The organism is Gluconacetobacter takamatsuzukensis, assembly GCF_014174275.1.
GTDB classification, from domain to species: Bacteria; Pseudomonadota; Alphaproteobacteria; order Acetobacterales; family Acetobacteraceae; genus Gluconacetobacter; species Gluconacetobacter takamatsuzukensis.
In genome coordinates, this window is record NZ_JABEQK010000007.1 from 119,440 (window position 1) to 141,048 (window position 21,609).

Consider the following 21,609-nt stretch of genomic DNA (forward strand, 5'->3'; position numbering starts at 1 on the left):
CCACGCCGGCCGTGCCGCTGCGCGGCACTCCCACTCGGCAGGCCGACTTTTCAGGCAGAATCCGGCGGCCCACAAAGCCACCCTGCCGGCGTGTCCTCCGCGCGTGTCCTGCACTCCGATGCTCAAAAACCCACGCCGGCCATGCTGCTTTCGCGGCACTCTCACTCGGAAAGCCGACTTTCCAGTCGGGATCGGGCAGTTCACAAAGCCACCCTGCCGGAAACCCGGCGCGGGCCGTGTCCCGCGCGTTTTTCCTGCCCGCATCACATTATTTCGAAACGGCCGCCATTCCCCTCCGATCGCCGCCTGCCTCATCACGACTTCTTGCCGCCGCACCCCCCACAGGGCATTGACGTGGCAGCAGCCAGAAGCTGTATATATGTTATATGTAAATTAAGGGACGGAACGTCCCGAAGACCCTGGCAGGCGCCACCCCCGACCCGATCCGGCCAGGGACGGCGCTCCAGAACGTGTTGTGAAGCGATTACGGGCGCGGCGGCGAACGATGGAATGGGCAGGTCCGCATAAAGGCGGCACGGGCAGGGCGCATAACGGCGCCGATGCCATCAGGGTGGAACGGTCGTGGCAGCGCTGCGCCGCGTCCCACCATGTCGACCCGGCCCAGGGCTGGGCGGCCGACATTCTCAGCGGCGCGGAATTCCGCCATGTCAGCGGGCGCTCCGTTCCCCTCATGCGCGCGGCCCAGCCGGAAATGCGGCGCCTGTTCGACCTGGTCCACCCGCTGGGCCTGCTGGTCCTGCTGGCCGATACCGACGCCATGCTGCTGGCCCGCTGCGCGGATGAAAGCCAGTCGGCCCATTGCCGCAGGATGTGCCTGCAACAGGGCGCGATCTGGGACGAAGCCATCGCCGGCACCAACGGCGTCGGCACCTGCGTCCGCGACGGCGACCCGCTCTTTCTCGGCCAGGGCGAGCACTGGCGCTTCTGCCTGTCGCTGCTGGCCAGCTTCGCCACCCCGATCTACGACGCCCAGGGCCAGATGGTCGGCGCACTCAACCTCGCCGCATTCCACGGCGATTCCTCGCGCCACGCCGCCCCCCTGCTGATGGACACCCTCATCCAGGCCGGCCGCCGCATCGAGGAACATCTGTTCCGCACCCGCTATGACGGGCGCAAGGTCCTGCTGCTGGACACGGCCGATGGCTGCTCCACCCCCCTGGTCGCGATCGACGATGACGGCCAGGTGGTCGGCGCCACCCGCGCCGCACGCACCCTGATGCACTGGACGGACGAGATGATCCGCGAGCAGCCCAACCTGCTCTCGGCGCTGGAAGGCGACGATTCCCCCAGTTTCCGCAAGGCGGAGGAAAGCGTCATCCACGCTGCCCTCGCCGCCACCCAGGGCAACGTCACCCGCGCGGCACGCGGCCTGGGCATCAGCCGGGCCACCCTCTATCGCAAGATGCGCCAGCTCGCCATCGCGTAAGAAACTGTTTCAGAACCCCCGCCGGCCCCCGGCATTCCGTATTCTGCCCTGGTATCCTGCACTTACCGCCCGGCGCGCGGCCGGCCCGCGCTTGCCCGCCCATCTTGCGCAAACGTTGCCTGTTCGGTAATGTGCGAATAATTCTTATTATCGTGGTGGCGCGTGCTTCGGAAAATTCATCGCTGGATCGGGCTGGCCCTGATTCTGCCGTTCGCGTTGCAGGGCCTGACCGGGCTGCTGCTGGTCGTTCTGCCGCTGGTGCTGGGGGGCCGCCCCGCCGTCCCGCCAACCGGGCCCGCAACCGGCCCCGCGATGGGGGCCGAGGCCATGGTCGCCGCCGCGCGCGCCGTGGCCCCCGCCGGCACGCTCCCCCTGCGCTTCGATCCCGCGCGCTGGCCGGGCGACAGCGCGGTCGTCGCCTTCGGCCCGGCCGGCGAGCGCCACCCGGAATTCGAGGTGATGGTCGACCCCACCCACGCCACGGTCCTGCACACGCATGTCGTGCCGCACCTGCTGCGCGTGCTGCACAATCTGCACGCCGACCTGCTGCTGCTGCCCTACGGCCAGAACGCAACCGGCGTCATGGGTGTGCTGCTCAGCGTCATGGCCGTCACCGGGCTGATCCTGTGGTGGCCCCACCCGGCCCTGTGGGCCTCGGGCAAATGGCGGCGCACGATCATGGTCTCGCCCAGGGCGCGCGGCTACCGCCTGTGGCGCGAAACCCATATCAGCCTGGGCTTCTGGACCTTGGGGATCCTGCTGTTCCTGGCCCTCAGCGGCACGGTCCTGGCCTTCCCCTTCGCCCGCCCGCTATTCGGCGTCCAGGGTGGCGACCGCCCGGCCCACGGCCGCGCCCACCATGCCGACCACGCCCCCGCCATCCCGGGCGAGCAGGGGCTGGACACCGCCCTGGCCGCGCTCCACACCCAGATGCCCGACGCGGTCCTCACCTCCGCCCGCCTCGGTACCCGCCCGGCCGAGCAATCCTTCACCGTCATCCTCCCCGCCTACGGCCCCAACCGCCCGGCCACGGTGCGCTACGACACCGACGCCGAAACGGTCAGCCTCACCCGCGACCCGGCCAAACAGCGCACGGGCGAACTGACCTTCATGTGGCTCCACACACTGCACGAGGCCAAACTGGCCGGCCCCTCCGTCATCGCCGGCCTGTGGCGCACCGCCGTCGGCATCGCCGGCGCCGCCCTGTTCTTCTTCTCCATCTCCGGCGGTATCATGTGGCTCCTCCGCCGCCGCGGCGCCGCCACCCGCAAGGCCCGCGTGGCCGCGGTCCCGGAACCGTCCCGTACCGTCTAGCGGGAAGCGGCGGGGCGCTGCCCCGCACCCCGCCAAAGGCAGTCGCCTTTGGAAACCAGTCGTTGGATGACGGCAGCCGGCCTTGCGCCTCTTTCGTGGCCCCACCTCCCAAGGCTTGCTCCGGTCTTTTCCCGGTGACAAGCTCATGACCCCGAACGATGCCCGGAGAGTCCATTCTCTATCGACGCAGCATCCACAGTCACGAGAGGCCCGGAAATGCAATGGACATTTAAAAATGTCTTGATAAGAATTGCCGTTTTCTCACTGGTCGGCCTCACATTTTCCTTCGTCGTCAACAATCACAAGATCAATTACGAAGCCAGCCTGGTCGCGATCACCATCTGGTCGGCCCTGAATATCTCCATATTCCTCTACAAGACGCTCAAGGCCACCCCCACGCGCTAACCGCACGCCGGCAAAATCCCTACCCACCGCCGCCCCGTTTCCCCCCGCCATCCGGTATGTTATAACAAGAAGGGCCCCTCGACCCCACGGACAAAAGACGGAGACAAAGGCGTGAAAAAACCGGAACTCATCACGCTGGTCTCAGCCGTTTTCATCATTTCCGCCGCAATCTACTATATATACGGCCATTATACCCCGGTCTCCACCGGCTGCACCCTGGGCATATGCTTCTGATACGCCGCTCTCATCTGGCCTTCGACGGATCGTCCGCCGGGTTGACGTAGGTCATGCCGAATGGCCCCACGCCCGAGATTTCCATGACGACCGGCCCATTCGCCGTCCGCAGGGCATGCGGCGTATCCTTCGGCAGATGGACAAATCCCCCGGCTCCCAGTTCGTTTTTCTGCGCATCGGCAAAACTGTCACCCACAAAATGGGTAAAATGCCCGGAAAGAACGGTCAGCGTCTCGTCCATATTATGGGTATGCGGCGCAATCTGCGCATGCGCCGGCATCCTCACCCGGATGACGAACGGGCCCGGACGGTCCACCTTCCCATAGACATAGGCAATCTCGACACCTTTGGGAAAATCCGCCGGCGCCGCCACCCAATGGATCTCCGCCGGCGTATAAATGACCGCCGCATCGTCGGCCCGCGCAGCCGGGGCCACGCCGGCCAGGCCGGCCGCAATCGACAGGGCAAGCAGGGTACGTCTCGACATTTCGTGCGTCCTTCGGTTCAGAAGCCCATGAAAAAACCCTGCCCACCCGGCCGATTGCGGCAATCGCCCCTCAAAACGCCGCCGGGTCCGGCCCGATCCGCCCGTCCGGCCGGTCCAGCCCGGCGATCCGCCGCATATCCTCCGCCTCCAGCGCAAAATCGAACACCGCGATATTCTCGTCGATCCGCTTCGGCGTGGCCGACTTGGGAATGACGATCAACCCGCTGTCGAGGTGCCAGCGGATAATCACCTGCGCCGGCGTCTTGCCATGCTTCCGGGCAATCTCCCCGATCGCCGGATCGGCCAGCACCTGTCCCTGGCCCAGCGGGCTCCACGATTCCGTCCTGATCCCGTGCTTTTCGTTATAGGCACGCAGCGCATGCTGCTGAAAATACGGGTGCAGCTCGATCTGGTTCACAGCCGGCACCACCCCGGTCTCCCCGATGATGCGATCCAGATCCTCGGCGCGGAAATTCGAAACCCCGATCGATTTGACCCGCCCATCCTGACGCAGGGCCACCATCGCCTTCCAGGTCTCGACAAACCGCCCCATCGCCGGCTTCGGCCAGTGGATCAGGTACAGATCGAGCGTCTCGCGGCGCAGCTTGCGCAGGCTGGCATCGCACGCCCGCAGCGTCGCGTCATATCCCTGGTCGTCGTTCCACAGCTTGGTCGTGACATGGATATCGGGCCGATCCGACAGGCCGTCCCCCACACCCTCCTCGTTTCCATAGATCGCAGCAGTATCCACGGCCAGATACCCCGCCGCGACCGCATGGCGCACGATGTCCGCCGTCTCCCCGGCCGGCGTCCGCCACACGCCCAGACCCAGTTGCGGCATGATGGTACCGTCATCCAGCCGAATACGCGGCTGGAGAACCTCCCCAGGCCGGGACGCAGGCGCATCGGTGCCGCTCATCTTCCCTCTCTCTTCATGCCGAACCCACAAGGAAAACAATATCCTTCCTTGGCAAGGCAGAAAATATCGCAAAACAGCCAGAAGGGCCCGGTCGCCGCCTCACGGCGCTCCCGCAGGCCCACCGCCGACTCAACGCCGCCCGGGGAACCGGGTTCCACCACCCCCCAAACCCGCCGGAACGCCCCGCCTGCGTTGCCACATTTCACGGCGAAAGCAGCATTTTTCCGTTTTCAACCCACCCGTCCGCGCCGCCTCAAGAGATCGTGTGCAAAAAAATCCATCCCCCCCTTGCCCGGCGGCCGATCGTGCCGACCTAACCCATCGTGGTCCAAGCAACAGGAGGCCATCATGGCGGACACCACAATCGAGAGACTCGACGAGACGCACGAACTCATCGCCTCCGACAAGGTCGAAGGCACGGCGGTCTATTCCCCGGCCGATGAAAAGCTGGGAACGATCAGCCATTTCATGGTCGATAAACAGACCGGCCACGTCGCCTATGCGGTCATGAGCTTCGGCGGCTTTCTCGGCATGGGCAACAGCTACCACCCGCTCCCGTGGCGGGCCCTGACCTACGACGTCAATCGTCAGGGCTATGTCGTCGACCTGACCCCGGACCAGCTGAAGGGGGCGCCCAGCTACACGTCGGACACCATGCCGAACTGGAGCGACCAGCTCTACGGTCATCGGATCGACGAATATTACGAAGGGACCCTCGGGCGTTAAAACCCTCCCGGGCCTCAGACGCATCGCGGCGTGGCACCCCCTGCCACGCCGCGATGCTGTTCCTGCGTCAAAAAAACCGCAGGACCAGACAGCACGCACGAACCGGCGCCCCACCGGGCCCATCACCCGGAACGCCCCAGCAGCTCCAACTCGCCCACAATCGCCGGCCGCGCCCCCACGGGCCGCCAGCGATAGAAACGATGCGGGCGCGGCGCGGCGATCAGGAACGGCCGCGTCTGCCGCTTCCACGCGAAATGCTGCCCATCCCGCCGGTCGATCACCCCCCAGTTCACACCATCGTCCGACGCGGCCAGCTCCCATCCCTGCGCGGCTTCCCCCGCGTCGGCGCCCGACGTCACCGTATAGGCCAGCACGGTCGCGGCCGCCGGCAGCGTCACCTTCACTCCGTCGCTCGGCACCGGCGCACCGGTCATCGCATCATTGTCGAACAGCGCGGCCGGCCCCTCCGTCCGCACCTTCGCCCCGTCGATCAGGTCCCTGGCCGGCTCGGGCATGGCATCCCCACGGGTCAGCGAGGGCAGGGCGGCCTCCACCCCCGTCCCCCAGGCAGAGGGGCGGGCGCCCATCGTGAAATGCAGCGTCCCGCCGGCCGTAATCTCGTCATGGGTCAGCCACCACCGCGTCAGCGGCCTGCCGTTCAGCGTGACGGACTGGATAAACCGCATCCGGTCGCTCACCCCCGGCGCCTCGATGGCCAGGGTATGCCCATTGTCGAATGCCAGCCGCATGGTCTCGAAACGCGGCGCCCCGATCGCATAGGTCGGCGTGCCGACCCGCAAAGGATAAAACCCGGCGGCACTGAAAATCCACCAGGCCGACATCTCGCCATTATCCTCGTCGCCGGGATACCCCTGCCCGATGGCGCTCCCGCGATACAGCCGGTCCATTGCGTCGCGGATCTTGTCCTGCGCCTTCCACGGCTGCCCGGCGACATCGTACAGATAGAGGATATGATGGGCAGGCTGGTTGCTGTGGCTGTATTGCCCCATGCGCACATCGTGCATCTCGCGCATCTCATGGATCACGCCGTCATACGCGCCGACATGGTACACGCCCGGCGTCGCGAAATAGGCGTCCAGCTTGCGCGCCAGCCCCGCCCGCCCGCCATACAGATTGCCCAGCCCCTGGCCGTCCTGCACCGGGTCGAACGCCATCGTCCACGCATTCGTCTCCGTATAATCGCCGCCCCAGGCCAGCGGGTCGAACCCTTCCGCCCCGACCCGCCACGCCCCGTCCGGCCGCCGCCCGACAAAGAACCCCACCGACCGGTCGAACAGATCGACATAGTTCAGCGCCCGATTCTTCAGGTACCAGGCCTCGGCCTCCAGGTCCGCCCGCTCCGGCGACCCCGCCCGGGCCGCCCCCGCCAGCTTGTCCGCCATCACCCCGATCGCGAAATCATTCAGCGTGGAGGCACTGGACCACGAAAGCGCCTCTTCCGTATCGGTGTCGGTGTAGCCACGGAAGATGGCACGCGCCAATCCCTTGCGCCCCACCCCGGGGTCGTCCGGCACCACGGTCGCATCCTTCAATGCCGCCCGATAAAAACCGGAGACATCGAAATTGCGCACACCCTTGCCCCAGGCATCGGCAAACGCGACATCGGCGCTCGTCCCCGTCATCAGGTCCGCATAGCCCGGCGAAGACCAGCGCGCGATCCACCCGCCCTCGCGATATTGCTGCACGAACCCGTCGATCAGCGTCCCCGCCTCGCCACCGGTCAGCAGCGCATAGGCCGGCCACGCCGTACGATACGTGTCCCAGAACCCGTTATTCACATACAGCGTCCCCGGCACGATCCGCGCACCGGTCTGCGTGTCGCTGTCTGGCCCGGCCGCCGGCACGAACGGGCTGGCATGCACCAGGGACGGCTCCCGCACGCTCCCCGCATTTTCATGCGCTTCGTTCGGATAGAGATACAGGCGGTAAAGATTCCCGTACAGCGTCTTTCGCTCGTCCAGGGGCGCACCGGGAATCGCCACCCGTCCCAGCCGGTCGTTCCACTGGGCCTTCGCCGCCTGCGCCACGGCGTCGAAATCCATCGTCGCCGGCAATTCCATCGCCATGTTGCGTCGCGCCTGCGCGATGCCGATCAGCGACGTCGCAATCCGCACCGTCACCGGCCGACCACCGGCGGTATCGAACGCCGCCCACGCCTGCACATCGTCGCGCTTCTGCCCGCTCATGCGCCCCTGCGCCCGGGCAGGCCGGTCGAAGACGATATGCACGAACATGCGCGTCGCCCCGGTCGACAGGCCACTGGCCACATCCGTATAGCCATCGGCACTCAGCCCGTCCGGCGCGATCGCGACGTGGCCATGGTCATTGAGATTGTCGAACGCGATCTGCCCCCCATCGCCCGGATAGGCAAAACGCATGATCGCCGCATGGTCCGTCGGCGCCACCTCCGCGACAATCCCGTTATCCAGCGCGACACGATAGCGATAGGGCAGGGCCTGCTCATGCGCATGATCGAACGATGCCGACCGCGCCGCCCGGTCGGCGGCCGGCGGCGCGCCCCCCGGCACGGGCATGACCTGGAAGGTCTGCCGGTCCCCCATCCACGGGCTGGGCTCATGACTCAGCGAGATCGCCTCAAGCCGCGGCCTGTTCTCCGCGTCGTTCCGCTCCTGGTACTGATAAAGCCAGTTGGAATCCCCGCGCGTCACCGGCGTCCAGAAATTGAATCCATGCGGCACCGCAACGGCAGGGAAATTATTGCCGCGCGAATAGCGCCCGTTCGCATTGCTCCCCCGCCGCGTATCCACCAGGTCCGCCGGCGTGGCTCCCGCCATGCCGGCCGCATCCCCGATGGAAATATCGTCGAAATACACATGATACGCCGCCCCACCGGGCCGCCCCGCCTGCACTTCGATCGCCGCAACCCGCTTGTGCGGCGCAATGGCCCCCAGCGGCACTTCGACGTCGTTCCACTGGTTCGGATACAGCCCCCGCGCCTGTCCCTGCGGGGTCAGGGGCGCCCCCGCGCTATCGCGCGCCCCCAGCACCGACGCCCGCGTCCCATCCGCGAAGACCACATCCAGCGCCGTCCCCGTCGCCGGGTCCTCCAGCGACAGCGGATCGTCGACGGGAAAGATCATGTAGCGCAGCACGCTCTCCGGCCCGACCGTCACCGGCCCGGCAGCCGGCACGGTCTCCACCACCGCCCGCACCGCCTCCCCATGCGCATCGAACCGCATCGCATGCAGGCCCGTAAAACCGCTCCCGGCCCGTGCGGTCACCACCTCGTCCCGCCCCGGCCCGGGCACCAGCGCAGCCGTCCATCCCGCGCCCGACCGGGCAGGGAAACCATCCGCACCATCGAACCGCTCGGAAAACCCCGGCGCCCCCCACGCGGCCGAAACCCCGCCGAACGCGGAAGAAAGAGCGATCAGCGCGGCACACCCCGCCCCAAAATGGCGTTTCATTCTCGACTATCCTGCGAATGGGATCGCACGAGCACTAATCAGGCCATACCGGTTTGGCAACCAGCGCCATGCGCGCGCGCCGGAGGCATTGCCCCTCGGCACGGCTTCGCGTGTTTTTTTCAAACAGTCGGCAGGAATCCGGGCTCTGCCCGGACCCGGCAGGGCTTGAAGCCCTGCACCCCAATCATTTGATAACGAACGGGTTTCCAAAGGGCGACTGCCCTTTGGCGGGTCCAGGGCAGCGCCCTGGCCTTCCTTCACGCCCCAAGGCGCACCACCAGCGCGTCGATCCCGCTTTCCGCAAAAACCTCCACGCCATGGGCCCGCAGCAGCGCCGCCGTCACGCCCATGCCCGCATGCCGCCGCCCCCCGAAACTGCCATCGTAAATGAAGGCGCTGCCACAGGAGGGGCTGCCATCGGTCAGGATCGCGAACGCGCACCCATGCGCCCGCGCCAGGGCCAGCGCGGCCTCGGCCCCGGCGACATAGGGGGCGGACACATCGCCACCCCCGGCCTCGATCACCCGGGCCGTCCCCGCCAGCACCGCCGGGCCGGACTGGCCTTCGGCGATTTCCGCCGGCGGACGCGGCACCCCGAAACCGGCGGCAAGCTCGGGGCAGACCACGACCAGCCGGCCTTGCTCCCGCCACCGGTCCAGGGCCGGGTGCAGGGCAGGGCGGGCACCCCCGTCATAGCGCACGGGCTGGCCCAGCAGGCAGGCACTGATCAGGATCTTCGCGTTTTCCATGGCCCCCCATACCATGGAAGCCGCCCGATCCCGCCCGTTCCCGATCGCGCCCCGCGCGCCGGCATGTTTCCACGCCGCCGCGCGCAGCACAGGGCGTCAGACCAGCTCGGCCAGCGCCGCGCGGTCGAAGCCCTTCAGCGTGTCCTGCCTGCCCGCCTTCACCTTCACCACCCAGTCGGCATCGCTCAGCAGCGCGCGCCCGACCGCGATCAGGTCGAACTCGCCGCGCTCCATCCGCGCGATCAGCGGCTCGATCCCGGTCGCCTCCGCGCCTTCCCCCCGCTGGAAGGCCGAGACGAAATCGCTCGACAGCCCCACCGAGCCCACGCTGATGGTCGCGGCCCCGGTCAGCTTCTTCGCCCACCCGGCGAAATTCAGCCCGTTCTCGCCATCGATCTCCGGAAATTCCGGCTCCCAGAACCGCCGCTGCGAACAATGCAGAATGTCCACCCCGGCCTCGACCAGCGGCACCAGCCAGTCTTCCATCAGCGCGGGCGTCTCCGCCAGCCGCACCGCGAAATCCTGCTGCTTCCACTGGCTGACGCGCAGGATGATGGGAAAATCGTCCCCCACCGCCCGCCGCACCGCCGCGACCACCTCGCCGGCAAAGCGCGCGCGCTCGCGGATGCTGGCCCCGCCATAGCGATCGGTCCGCCCATTGGTGCCGGACCAGAAGAACTGGTCGATCAGATACCCATGCGCCCCATGCAACTCCAGCGTATCGAAGCCCAGCGCCCGGGCCGCCACGGCGGCCTTCGCGAACGCCGCCACCGTGTCGGCAATCGCCTCCTCGCTCATCGCCTCGCCACGCGGCGCACCGGGGGCCACCAGGCCCGATGGGCTTTCGACCGGGGTCTCGGGCTGCCAGCCGGTCATGCCGGGCAGGGACCCGGTGTGCCAGATCTGCGGCCCCATGCGCCCCCCGGCGGCATGCACGGAATCGATCACCTGCTTCCACCCCGCAAGCGCCGCCTCGCCGTGAAAGAACGGGATCGTGGCCTCGTTGCGCGCGGTCGGCCGGTCGATCACCGTCCCTTCCGACAGGATCAGCCCCACCTCGGCCGCCGCGCGGCGGCGATAATAGGCGGCATTGGCCTCCCCGGGCACGCCATCGGGCGCGAACATCCGGGTCATGGGCGCCATGACGATCCGGTTCCGGAGGTCGAGCCCCTTGAGCTGGAAGGGGCGAAAAAGCACGCTGTTTGCGATATCGGACATCGACAGGCTCCGTTGTGAACTGGCGCCGGACGGTATACACCGTAGACCTGGCGTCAATAAGGCACCTGAAGTCGCCCAGGTATACGCAGGGAAACCACCCATGACGCAATGCGACCCCCAACGCTTCGCCGGCGACTGCCCCAGCCGCGTGCTGTTCGACCAGATCGCGGACAAATGGTCGATGATGGTGCTGGCGGTCCTCCACCCCGCCCCCCTGCGCTTCAACGCCATCCGCCGCCTGCTGGAGGGCGTGACCCAGAAGGCCCTGACCCAGTGCCTGCGCCGGCTGGAACGCAACGGCCTGGTCGCCCGCCGCGTCATCACAACCTCCCCCGTGGCCGTAGAATACGAAATCACGCCCCTGGGCCGCACGCTCCAGCAACCGCTGAAAGCCCTGTACGGCTGGACATACATCAACCTGCCGGAAGTGGAGCGGGCACGGGAAGCCTTCGACCGGCGAAACGGGAAATGAAGAACCTTCTTTTGTCTTCCGAAAAGAAGCAAAAAGACTTCCGGTCTGTTGTCCTTCGCGTGCTGCGGGGCTCTGCCCCGCGCCCCGCCAAAGGCGGCGCCTTTGGAAACCGCTCGGTTGTCAGCGGCGTGTGGCGAAGCCCCGGTGATAGATCGCGGTGCTCAGCAGCCCGATCCCCCCGGCCAGCAGAAAGGCGGGGGCGAACGACCCGGACCGCGTGGCCAGGATTCCGGTCAGGATGGGCGCCAGCGCACCCCCCAGCGAGGCCCCGGTATTCTGGATCGCCTCCAGCGTCGCCACCCGGTCCTCGGTGGTGATCAGCGTGCCCAGCGTCCAGCCGCAGCTCACCGCCACCCCGTTGGCAAACAGCGCCAGCGCCAGCAGCGTCAGCGCCGCCGCCCGCCCCGGCTGCACGGCCAGCAGGGCGGTCAGCACCGCACAGGCCAGCATGGACAGCACGACGGTCCGCCGGCATGCCGCCAGCGGCGCCACCCCGCGCCGGCTGACCATGTCGACCAGCTTTCCCCCGCCCAGGCACCCGGCAAAACTGAAGATCTGCGGAAAAGCCGAAAGCAGCCCGGCCTGGATCTCCGACAGGCTCTCCGTTTTCTCCAGCCAGGCCGGCAGCCAGGTGATATAAAGCGAGCTCAGATAGACGACCCCGGTAAACCCCGCCGTCGCCGCCCACGTATCGCGCCGCCCCAGCAGATACCCCAGATCGTCCCGCAAAGCGGAGCGGACAGGCGCCTTGTCATGATGCACCCGCGCCGGCTCGGCCGCGGACTCGCCCGGCAGCGGATCGCGGTAATACACGATCCACCCAACGGCCAGCAGCAGGTTGACCAACCCGCCCACCACCGACATGTCGCGCCAGCCCCACCACGCCATCACCGCCAGCAGCAGCGGCGGCCCCAGCGCCGGCCCCAGCGAGGCCGAGCCGTTGAACAGCCCGATCGCCCCACCCCGTTCTTCCGCCGAATACCAGTGCACCAGCACCCGCGTCCCGGCCAGGAACAGCGGCGCCTCCCCCATCCCCAGCAGCGCCCGGGTCCAGAAAATGCTCGTCGCGCCGCCGACAAGTCCAAAACCGATTTCGGCGCAGGCACACAGCAGCAGCGCGCCGCCCAGAAACGCCCGTCCCCCCAGCCGGTCCGCCAGCAGGCCCATCGGCACCTGGCTGATCATGTAGCTCCAGTCCAGCGCGGACAGCAGCCAGCCCATGGTGGCATAGGACAGGTGCATCTCCGCCATGATCGCGGTATTGCCCACGGCCAGCGTCGCCCGATCGACATAATTGATGCAGCCGGCACCAACCAGCAGAAGAAGCGTGATGCGCTGCCGTGCGCGCCGGTCGGAAGACTGCATGCGGGGTATAAGATCCTCGATAAACCCTAACGGTTTCCTATCGCCGTGGCCGCCTGCCGCAACCAGCGGGAAACATCGTGGGGCTGGGTGACGGACTGGCGGATCAGACTGTCGAAATGGCGCTGCATCCGCAGGATGGTCGCCTGGTCGTTGAAGACGATATACTGGCTCCCGGCATAGATCGCCGCCCGCTGCGTGCCGAAGATCGTATAGGGCACCGTATGGTGCCGGCGCCCGTCGAACAGGAAGATGCGCAACGACGGATACAGCGCCTCCACCCGCTCCGCCATATGTTCGATCTGGGCCCGGCGCACCGAAACCGGCAGCCCGTCCCACGGAAAGACCCCGTCGATCAGGCTCGTGACCGTCTGGGTCGCCAGGCAGATCTCCATGTCCGTGCCCGGCCCCCGGTTGTAGTTCAGGTTGCCGACGATGGTCTCGATCGCCTCGGGGTCGTCATGGTCCGGCCCCAGCTCCCACGCCACGATCTCGGACATACGCAGGATATCCGGCAGGCGATAGGGCACATAGCGGATCTTCATCCCCTCCGCCTCGGTATGCCACCGGGTCAGAAGCGGAATATTGTAGTAATCCGGGTTGTCCGCCACTTCCGTCGTCCGCCCCCCGGTCGCGTCGGCCCGCTCCGCCAGCCCCAGCAGCCAGTCCACCGACACGTTGTAGCGCCGGGCGATCCGCACCAGCGTGTCGGCCCGCGGCAGGCGCACCGCATCCTCGGCCAGCAACTGGCTCAGCGCCGACCGGTCGATCCCGATCTCCTCGGCAAAGGCCGAGCGGCTGCGCGACGACGCCTGGATCAGCGCGAGCACGCGCTGCTGAAAGATCTGCGATATCAGGCGCTTGCTCATGGCGGATTATTCACATCGTCAATAGTGATATGCGTGACAAAAGTGAACATATTTTACAACATACACATTGAAAAGGTCGTTTTGACGATTACTAATGATATTTATGAGTGACGTTTCATATAAAACGACAAGAAATAGTGGTTTTATCGCACAGGCAGCGGCGGAATGGCCCACATGGGCGGCCATCCTGCTCTGCTACGCGGCCTGGTTCCTGCTCGGTGGCCTGCTCTATCCCGCCCACCCGCTGCCGGCGCTGGCGGGCATGGCCGTGGCGGTGGCCTTCCATTCCTCCCTTCAGCACGAGGCCATTCACGGCCACCCCACCCCGTCCGCCCTGTGCAACGAACTGCTGGTCGGCCTGCCGCTGGGCCTGGCCTACCCCTATCGCCGCTACCGCACGACCCATCTGCGCCATCACCGCGACGAAACGCTGACCGACCCCCACGGCGACCCGGAAAGCTATTACTGGGACCGCGAAGCCTGGTCCCGCCTGGGCCGCGCCCGCCGCCTGCTGCTCACCGCGAACAACACGGTGCTGGGCCGCCTGCTGCTGGGCCCGCTGGTGGGCAGCCTGCGCTTCTTCGTTCACGATCTGCGCCGCATCGGGGCAGGGGACGGTACGATCGGCGCGGCCTGGGCCATCCACGCCCTGTCGGTCCTCGCCGTCGCCGCCATCGTCACGCGCGGCTTCCACATGCCCTTCTGGCTGTACGCGCTGGGCCCCGCCTATGCCGGCAACGCGCTGATCGGCCTGCGCTCGTATTGCGAGCACCAGTGGCACGACGCGCCCGACGGCCGCACCATCATCGTGGAAGGCTCATGGCTGTCCCTGCTGTTCCTCTACAACAACCTGCACGTCGTCCATCACGCCCGCCCCGCCGAACCCTGGTTCCGCATGCCCCGCCTCTACGCGCAGGACCGCGAAACCTGGCAGGCCCGCAATCGCGGCTACGTCTATCGCGGCTACCGCACGATTATCCGCCGCCATTTCCTCCGCCCCAAGGAACCCCTGCTGCACCCTCCGGCCGGCTCCCGGCCATGAACTTCATCGCCGCCATGCCGATGTACGACCCGCCGGAGGAACGCACCGCCGTCGACGCCACCTGGCGCCAATTGCGCGACGCGCTGCGCCAACGCGGCATTCCCGCGCCGCAAACACTGGCCCGCCGCAACGCCGACCTCCCGCCCATCCCCGGCGGAATCCGCGACACGGCCGGCACCCTCATCGCGCCCGACCCGGCAACATTGCCGCCCGACGCGCTCGACCTGCACACCCTCTGGCGCCACCCGGCCCTGCTGTGGGGCGAAACCTGCTGGGGCCCGCTCGACCGGGGCCTGAAACCCTTCGTCCACGTCGTCGGCCAGAACAGCTATGACGGGCTGACCGGCGGCAACGGCCCCCTCTACCGCAGCGCACTCGTCGCCCCCCGCCACAGGGGCGAGGAACCCGACGTCCCGCCCGACCCCAGCGGCGTCCCCCGCCTGCCACCGCTGGCCGGCCGACGCTTCGCCTTCAACGCACCGGACTCCCGCTCCGGCTACCTGGCGCTGGAGCGCGACCTGCGGGCGAGGGGGGATTCCATGGCCCTCTTCTCCAGCACGATCCAGACCGGCAGCCACCTGGCCTCCCTGCACCGGCTGGCGGCAGGCGAGGCCGACCTGGCGGCAATCGACTGCCGAAGCTGGGCCCTGGCCCGCCGCCATCACCCGTCCCTGACGGCCCGGCTGCGCGTCACCGGCTGGACCAGCCCCGCCACCGGCCTGCCCTTCATCTGCTCGGCGCACCTGCCCCAGGGCATGCGGCACGCCATCGCCGACGCCGCGCGATGTCGGCAACCCTCCACCTCCTGACCGTTTCCACGCGACCGAAGCTGTGCTGTTTGCGTGACACTTCCGGGGCACGATGGGCTTTCGACCGGCCACGCCCGCATCGCCGCCCCGCCGTCGCGCGTTCCACCGCCCAAGCGGACCTCACGATCTTCCTCCAAAGAGACACAGACTCATGACGACACGACAGACTCTTGCACGTTCGACGGTCCTGGGCGGCGCCATCCTGTTCCCGGTCCTCCTGCCGAACCATGCCGCGCGCGCTGCCGACACGCCCACCCAGGCCGCGACCCACCACCCGGCGCACGCGCGGAAGCCCGCCGCCAAAACGTCTCCCCCGCCGGTCAAAAACGAGGAAATCGCCGTCTTCGGCCACGGTTCCACCCGGCAGATGACCAGCATCACCCGCGCCATGATGCAGCAGAGCGTCCCCGGCACCTCGCCGCTGAAGGTCCTCAGCCAGCTTCCCGGCGTGGTGTACCAGTCGGCCGACCCGTTCGGCGCCTATGAATATTCCAGCCAGATCTTCATGCGCGGCTTCAGCCAGTCGCAGCTCGGCTTCACGCTCGACGACATTCCGCTGGGCGACCAGCAGTTCAACAATTACAACGGCCTCAGCGTGACCCGCTCGATCATCTCCGACAATGTCGGCGGCGTGGACGTCTCGCAGGGCGCGGGGGCGATCGACGTCGCCTCCACCAGCAATCTCGGCGGCGCGATCCAGATCCATTCCATCGACCCGTCCCACACGCGCGGCGGCACGGTCGGCCAGACCTTCGGCAGCAATTCCGCCAAGCGCACCTATGTCCGGCTGGAAAGCGGCGACCTCAACAGGACCGGCACCCGCTTCTACATCGCCTACGCCCGCACCGACATGAACCTGTGGAAAGGCGGCGGCTACGATTATTCCGACCAGGTCAACGCCAAGCTCGTCCAGCCGCTGGCCCGCCACTCCTCGCTCAAACTCTTCTTCGACTGGAGCTCGACGCAGCAATTCGACTACCAGGACATGACGACCAACTACCTGCACACGGTCGGGCCGAAGCTGGCAAACTACTATCCGGACTACACGGCCGCCTACAGGGCCGCGCAAGGTACCTATCCCGCGTCCTTCCTGGCCACCAACGACCCGTTCGACGCCGCCTATTACGCCGGCACCGCCAACCGCGTCGATTACCTGGGCGGCCTGACGCTGGACGAAAACCTGACCGACCGCCTCAACTGGAAGACCACGCTCTACGGCCACGCCGATACCGGCTACAGCACCTGGACCACCCCCTACATGCCGTCACCCAACGGCGCGCCGTTCTCGCAGCGCGTCCAGACCCCCCAGGTCGCCCGGGGCGGCTTCCAGACGGCGCTGAGCTACACGATCGCCCGCAACACCATCAATGCCGGCGTCTGGTACGAATACGGAAATTTCAACGAAGGCCGCTATTTTACCGAAGCTCCCCTGCTCGGCCAGGGCACGCTGGGCAACCCCACCAACGGCTTCCCCGGCGACAAGATCTTCGCCCACCCCTGGCAGGAAGCCTTCTCGTCGAACACTTTCGTCTTCCACCTGCAGGATACCTATCGCATCACCGACACGCTCACGGTCAATGCCGGCTTCAAATCCATGATCGTGAACGCAGGCAACAATGTCTCCACGCAGGACCCGTCCATCAATGGCGGCCCGGTCGCGCAGGGCCGGCTGGAGGCCTCGAACGCCTTCCTGCCGCAGGTCTCGGCCAACTGGCGTTTCTTGCCGCATAACGAACTGTTCTTCGACGTGTCGCACAACATGCGCGCCTTCCCCGAAGACGGGTACGGCACCAACGTCTCCGCAACCCCCTGGACCGCCTCGCAGAGCGCATTCCAGAACACCAAGAACACGCTCCGCCCCGAAACCGACTGGGTGTACGAGGGCGGCTATCGCTTCACCTCGCCCTTCATCAGCGCCCTGGCCTCGCTCTACCGGATCAATTTCTCCAACCGCCTGCAACTCATCACCAGCCAGGCCGGCATCAACCCCATCACGGCGGTACAGAATGTCGGCGGCGTCACCACCAACGGCGCCGAAGCCAGCGTGACCATTCGCCCGCTCGACGGGCTGTCGATCTACAATTCCTTTTCCTACGCCCATTCCACCTACGACCAGAACGTCACCAGCGGCGGCATCGTACAGCCCATCCGCGGCAAGCTGGTGCCCAATTATCCGCAGTTCATGTACAAGGGAAACATCACCTACAGCATCGGCCGCTTCGCCGTGCATGTCGACGGCAGCTACCTCTCCAGCCGCCAGCTGACCTACACCAACGATTTGCACGTCCCCGGCTATTTCCTGGCCAATTTCGGCGCCCGCTACGATTTCGGACCGGTGGGATTCCTCAAGGGCGTCACAGCCAGTTTCAATATCTACAATCTGGCAAACAAGACATACGTCGCCACCACCAACGAACTGGGAAACAATTTCGTCGACACCGGCTACAATTATTTCCTGATGGGCGCCCCGCGCCAGTTCTTCGGCACCATCAGCGCGAACTTTTAGGAACCTTCTTTTGTCTTCCGAAGAAGAAGCAAAAAGACTTTGATCCGTTCAGGAGCCTCGCCTGTCCCGGCAAAAAACTCCCGAACGAATCAAAGTTTTTTGGTTCTTTTTTTCAAAAAAGAACAGAAACTAGAACGGCGGCGCCGGCACGCTGGCCCCCACGAACGGCCCCACGACGATCAGCTGGTTGGTCACGGAAACCACGCCCGGCGTGTTCTCCGCCGCCACCTGCGCGGCCGGTATCAGCCGCTCGTCGGTCACGGCCCCGCTCAGGATGACGGCCCCGCGATAGGTCTCCACGGTCATCGTCTCCCGCATCCCGGTCCCCAGCGCCCGGTCCAGCGCGGCCTCGACCGCCTCGCGGATCGCCCCGTCATCGCTGGCGTCGGGCGGCTCCGATGCCAGGGGCAGCAGGGCCCGCAGCACATCGGCCCGGGCGAGGATGCCGATCACCCGCCCATTCTCGATCACGGGCAGCCGCCGTACATGATGCACGGTCATCATGTCGATGGCGTCCGACAGCCGCGCATCGGGCTCGATCGTGACCGGCTGGTCGGTCATGACGTTGGCGACCTTGCGGCCATGGGTATGCACATATTCCTCGGCCCGCCGCCCAGGCGAGAGAAACAGATCCTTCAGCCAGGAATGCGCCCCCACCGACCCCAGCTCGTGCCGGCGCAACAGGTCGCCCTCGGTCACGATGCCGATCAGTTCGCCCTGCGGGGTGGTAACGGGCAATCCACTGATTCTGCGCTCCAGCATCAGCTGGATCGCCTCGGAGATGCCCTGCGCCGGTTCGACGCAGACCACCGGTGATGTCATGATGTCCCGGACTTTCATGGCGTATCGCCTTTGCTAGAGACATACCGATGGTGGGCACGCCCCCCCGGCGCCGCAATCGCGGTCCTGATTTTGTGAACACCACCCCGCATGCGGGGAAAGGGCTGGACGAGGCCCCGCGTTCCGTGGATGGTGCGGCCATGCACGCCGGTAACGGGACGGAGACAATGCAGCGGTTCGTGTCGACAGCGATGGGACGGATGCTGGCCAGCCTGCTGCTGCTGGCCGGGCTGATCCTGCCCCCGTCCCTGTCCCACGCGGCCCCGGTCCGTGCCGCCATGACCACCATGGCCGCGATGCCGGGCATGACCATGGGCTGCGACGCCACCGCACCCCAAAGCCAGGTCTCCTGCCACCCGCCCGGCCACCACCACACTGGCCATGCGGGCGAATCCTGCTGCACGCAGACCGACTGTACCGCCGCGTGGCTTCCCGCCCCGACGGCCCAGGCCCCACCCGCCCTGCGCCGCACGGCCGCGATGCCACCCCTGCGCGCCACCCCGCTGGCCGGCCGCACCTTCGCCCCCGGACCAAGGCCCCCCAGATTAACCACCTGACAGAGCCCGGCTGGACAGGCGCGCTGGCAGCGACCCGACGCGCGTTTCCCGCTCCGTGACGACCGGCCATCAGGGCCGCTCCGCTCCGGCGCCCGGAAACACACGGCACACGCGGCCCTGTGGCCGCTACCGCTCACCAGCGCCATGTCCGCCAGCCCGGCTCGCCGGCCCCCGTTCCACGCCACAGGCGGGGCAGGGGACCGAAAGACATCCGACCCCTGGAGACCGCGCGCCCCGCGCCGGTTTTCGAATCGTTCTTTCCGGCGGACGACCAGACCATGATTCCCCATCCCCCCGCGCGACAGCGGGCGCTGACGCGCCGCCGCTTCGTCATCGGCACCGCCCTGGCGGGCACGGCACCCTGGCGCGCGACCGCGCAGGCGGCATCTTCCATGTCCTCGCCACCCGCCTCGGGCATCCCCCCGGCACGCCCCGACACGCGGTTCGACCTCGCGATCGGCCCGGTCGGGGTCAACGTCACCGGCCGCCCGGCGCGGGGCATCGGCATCAACGGCACCACCCCGGCCCCGATCCTGCGCTGGCGACAGGGCGACACGGTCGAACTCAGGGTAACGAACCAGTTGGCCGAGCCCAGCTCGATCCACTGGCACGGCATCCGCCTGCCGTCCGACATGGACGGCGTGCCGGGCCTCAGCTTCGCCGGCATCCCGCCAGGCGGCCATTTCACCTACCAGTTCCGCCTGCATCAAAGCGGCACCTACTGGTACCACAGCCATTCCGGCTTCCAGGAACAGATCGGCCTTTACGGCGCCCTGATCGTCGACCCCAGGGCCGGCTACGCCCAGCCCTTCGACCGCGAATACGTGATCGTCCTGTCCGACTGGACGGACGTGGACCCGGCCGAGATCGTCTCGAACCTCAAGTTCCAGAGCGACTATTACAATTTCCGCCAGCGCACGGTGGGCACCTTCGTGCACGACGCGGCCCGGCAGGGGCTGGGCCCGGCCATCGCCGACCGGCTGCGCTGGGGGGCGATGAACATGGCGCCCACCGATATTTCCGATGTCTCGGGCATCATCTACACCTACCTGCTCAACGGCCAGGCCCCCGCCGCCAACTGGACCGGCCTGTTCCGGCCCGGCGAGCGCGTGCGCCTGCGCGTCGTCAACGCCGCCTCCATGACATTGTTCGACGTGCGGATTCCCGGCCTGACGATGCAGGTGGTGCAGGCCGACGGCAACGATGTCGAACCGGTCCCGGTCGACGAATTCCGCATTGCCCCCGCCGAAACCTACGACGTCATCGTCACCCCGACCGGCCCCGGCCCCTACACCATCTTCGCCCAGTCCGAAGACCGCACCGGCTACGCGCGCGGCACCCTGGCCACCAGCCCGGGCCAGGCCGGCCCGATCCCGCCGATGGACCCGCGCCCCCTGCGCACGATGGCGGACATGGGCATGGCCATGCCGGCAATGGGAAACATGCCCGCACCCGCCGCGAAGAAAGACGATATGCCCGGCATGAACATGCCCGACATGGACATGGGCAACATGGACATGGGCAACATGAAAATGGACGCCCCGCCCACCCCCAAGCCCGCGCCCACCCCCTCGACACTTCCACCCGCCCCCCCGCTGGGCGTGGAAATGCAGAACATCGCGAAAATGCCTGCCAACAGGCTGGCGGAACCCGGCGCGGGGCTGGAGGGCAACGGCCGGCGCGTCCTCACCTATGCCGATCTGCGCGCCACCATCCCCGGCGCCGACCCGCGCCCGCCGACGCGCGAGATCACGCTGCGCCTCACCGGCAACATGCAGCGCTTCATCTGGGGGTTCGACGGCCGCAAATTCTCCGAAGCCCCGCCGATCCGCCTGCGCGTGGGCGAACGCGTGCGCTTCGTGCTGGTCAACGACACGATGATGGAACACCCGATCCATTTGCACGGACTCTGGAGCGAGCTGGAAAACGGCCAGGGCACGTTCCAGCCTTACAAACACACGATCATCGTCAAACCGGGCGAAAGACTCAGCTACCTGGTCACGGCCGACGAGCCCGGATTATGGGCCTATCACTGTCATCTGCTCTATCACATGGAGGTCGGCATGTTCCGCACCGTGGTGGTGGCATGAGGCCCCGGATCCCCCGCACGCTGGCCCTGATCCTGTGCATGGGCACCGCCCAGGCAGCCCAGGCAGCTCAAACAACGCAAACAGCCCAGACAGCTCAAGCCGCCCAAACAACCC

The 21,609-nt window shown here is 67.1% G+C and carries 18 protein-coding genes; 10 read left to right on the forward strand and 8 right to left on the reverse strand.

Annotated features, from left to right (window positions below; all coding sequences use genetic code 11):
• Positions 1–505 precede the first annotated feature (505 nt).
• The 3 genes from HLH27_RS10505 (at position 506) to HLH27_RS10515 (ending at position 3,166) form a co-directional block, all read left to right on the forward strand.
• Positions 506–1,447, forward strand: coding sequence for a helix-turn-helix domain-containing protein (locus tag HLH27_RS10505; RefSeq protein WP_182949979.1), 942 nt, complete (start codon positions 506–508; stop codon positions 1,445–1,447).
• Positions 1,448–1,609: 162 nt separating this feature from the next.
• On the forward strand, positions 1,610–2,761 hold the full coding sequence (locus HLH27_RS10510) for a PepSY domain-containing protein (protein ID WP_182949980.1): 1,152 nt from the start codon (positions 1,610–1,612) through the stop codon (positions 2,759–2,761).
• Positions 2,762–3,001: 240 nt separating this feature from the next.
• Positions 3,002–3,166: a hypothetical protein gene (locus HLH27_RS10515; protein WP_182949981.1), complete on the forward strand. Its 165-nt coding sequence runs from the start codon at positions 3,002–3,004 to the stop codon at positions 3,164–3,166.
• A gap of 244 nt (positions 3,167–3,410) precedes the next feature.
• Here HLH27_RS10515 and HLH27_RS10520 read toward each other — a convergent pair whose 3' ends face one another.
• Together HLH27_RS10520 and HLH27_RS10525 are read right to left on the reverse strand one after the other, a co-directional pair.
• The gene (locus HLH27_RS10520) at positions 3,411–3,887 is read right to left on the reverse strand and encodes a cupin domain-containing protein (protein WP_182949982.1); all 477 of its coding nucleotides are present in this window, start codon (positions 3,885–3,887) and stop codon (positions 3,411–3,413) included.
• A gap of 70 nt (positions 3,888–3,957) precedes the next feature.
• A complete protein-coding gene (locus tag HLH27_RS10525) occupies positions 3,958–4,806 on the reverse strand; it encodes an aldo/keto reductase (RefSeq protein ID WP_182949983.1) in 849 nt (282 codons plus the stop codon).
• Between the two features lie 348 nt (positions 4,807–5,154).
• Here HLH27_RS10525 and HLH27_RS10530 point away from each other — a divergent pair, with 348 nt between their 5' ends.
• Positions 5,155–5,532, forward strand: coding sequence for a PRC-barrel domain-containing protein (locus tag HLH27_RS10530; RefSeq protein WP_182949984.1), 378 nt, complete (start codon positions 5,155–5,157; stop codon positions 5,530–5,532).
• Between the two features lie 122 nt (positions 5,533–5,654).
• On the opposite strand, the gene HLH27_RS10535 is transcribed toward HLH27_RS10530, so the two are convergent.
• The 3 genes from HLH27_RS10535 to HLH27_RS10545 form a co-directional block, all read right to left on the reverse strand.
• Complete coding sequence (locus HLH27_RS10535) at positions 5,655–8,981, reverse strand: GH92 family glycosyl hydrolase (RefSeq protein ID WP_182949985.1); 3,327 nt, start codon at positions 8,979–8,981, stop codon at positions 5,655–5,657.
• Positions 8,982–9,238: 257 nt separating this feature from the next.
• Positions 9,239–9,745: a DUF523 domain-containing protein gene (locus HLH27_RS10540; RefSeq protein ID WP_182949986.1), complete on the reverse strand. Its 507-nt coding sequence runs from the start codon at positions 9,743–9,745 to the stop codon at positions 9,239–9,241.
• An 81-nt stretch (positions 9,746–9,826) separates the two neighbouring features.
• Complete coding sequence (locus HLH27_RS10545) at positions 9,827–10,948, reverse strand: NADH:flavin oxidoreductase (protein ID WP_182949987.1); 1,122 nt, start codon at positions 10,946–10,948, stop codon at positions 9,827–9,829.
• Positions 10,949–11,048: 100 nt separating this feature from the next.
• On the opposite strand from HLH27_RS10545, the gene HLH27_RS10550 reads away from it, so the two are divergent.
• A complete protein-coding gene (locus HLH27_RS10550) occupies positions 11,049–11,420 on the forward strand; it encodes a winged helix-turn-helix transcriptional regulator (protein WP_182949988.1) in 372 nt (123 codons plus the stop codon).
• Positions 11,421–11,540: 120 nt separating this feature from the next.
• Here the strand turns inward: HLH27_RS10550 and HLH27_RS10555 are convergent, their stop codons facing one another.
• Positions 11,541–12,785, reverse strand: coding sequence for an MFS transporter (locus HLH27_RS10555; RefSeq protein ID WP_182949989.1), 1,245 nt, complete (start codon positions 12,783–12,785; stop codon positions 11,541–11,543).
• 26 nt (positions 12,786–12,811) lie between these two features.
• Complete coding sequence (locus HLH27_RS10560; protein ID WP_182949990.1) at positions 12,812–13,651, reverse strand: helix-turn-helix domain-containing protein; 840 nt, start codon at positions 13,649–13,651, stop codon at positions 12,812–12,814.
• Between the two features lie 103 nt (positions 13,652–13,754).
• On the opposite strand from HLH27_RS10560, the gene HLH27_RS10565 reads away from it, so the two are divergent.
• The 3 genes from HLH27_RS10565 to HLH27_RS10575 all read left to right on the forward strand — a co-directional run bounded on the left by HLH27_RS10565 (position 13,755) and on the right by HLH27_RS10575 (position 18,008).
• Entirely contained in the window at positions 13,755–14,693 is a 939-nt protein-coding gene (locus tag HLH27_RS10565) for a fatty acid desaturase (RefSeq protein WP_182949991.1), read from the forward strand.
• Positions 14,690–15,502: a phosphate/phosphite/phosphonate ABC transporter substrate-binding protein gene (locus tag HLH27_RS10570; protein ID WP_182949992.1), complete on the forward strand. Its 813-nt coding sequence runs from the start codon at positions 14,690–14,692 to the stop codon at positions 15,500–15,502. Before HLH27_RS10565 ends, HLH27_RS10570 begins: the two co-directional genes overlap by 4 nt.
• 151 nt (positions 15,503–15,653) lie before the next feature.
• On the forward strand, positions 15,654–18,008 hold the full coding sequence (locus HLH27_RS10575) for a TonB-dependent receptor (protein ID WP_182949993.1): 2,355 nt from the start codon (positions 15,654–15,656) through the stop codon (positions 18,006–18,008).
• Between the two features lie 129 nt (positions 18,009–18,137).
• Here HLH27_RS10575 and HLH27_RS10580 read toward each other — a convergent pair whose 3' ends face one another.
• Positions 18,138–18,848: a CBS domain-containing protein gene (locus HLH27_RS10580; RefSeq protein ID WP_182949994.1), complete on the reverse strand. Its 711-nt coding sequence runs from the start codon at positions 18,846–18,848 to the stop codon at positions 18,138–18,140.
• Positions 18,849–19,015: 167 nt separating this feature from the next.
• On the opposite strand from HLH27_RS10580, the gene HLH27_RS10585 reads away from it, so the two are divergent.
• Complete coding sequence (locus tag HLH27_RS10585) at positions 19,016–19,405, forward strand: hypothetical protein (protein ID WP_182949995.1); 390 nt, start codon at positions 19,016–19,018, stop codon at positions 19,403–19,405.
• Between the two features lie 278 nt (positions 19,406–19,683).
• Positions 19,684–21,495 (forward strand): copper resistance system multicopper oxidase, encoded by a 1,812-nt coding sequence (locus HLH27_RS10590; RefSeq protein WP_182949996.1) that lies wholly within the window; start codon positions 19,684–19,686, stop codon positions 21,493–21,495.
• Positions 21,496–21,609: the final 114 nt, after the last annotated feature.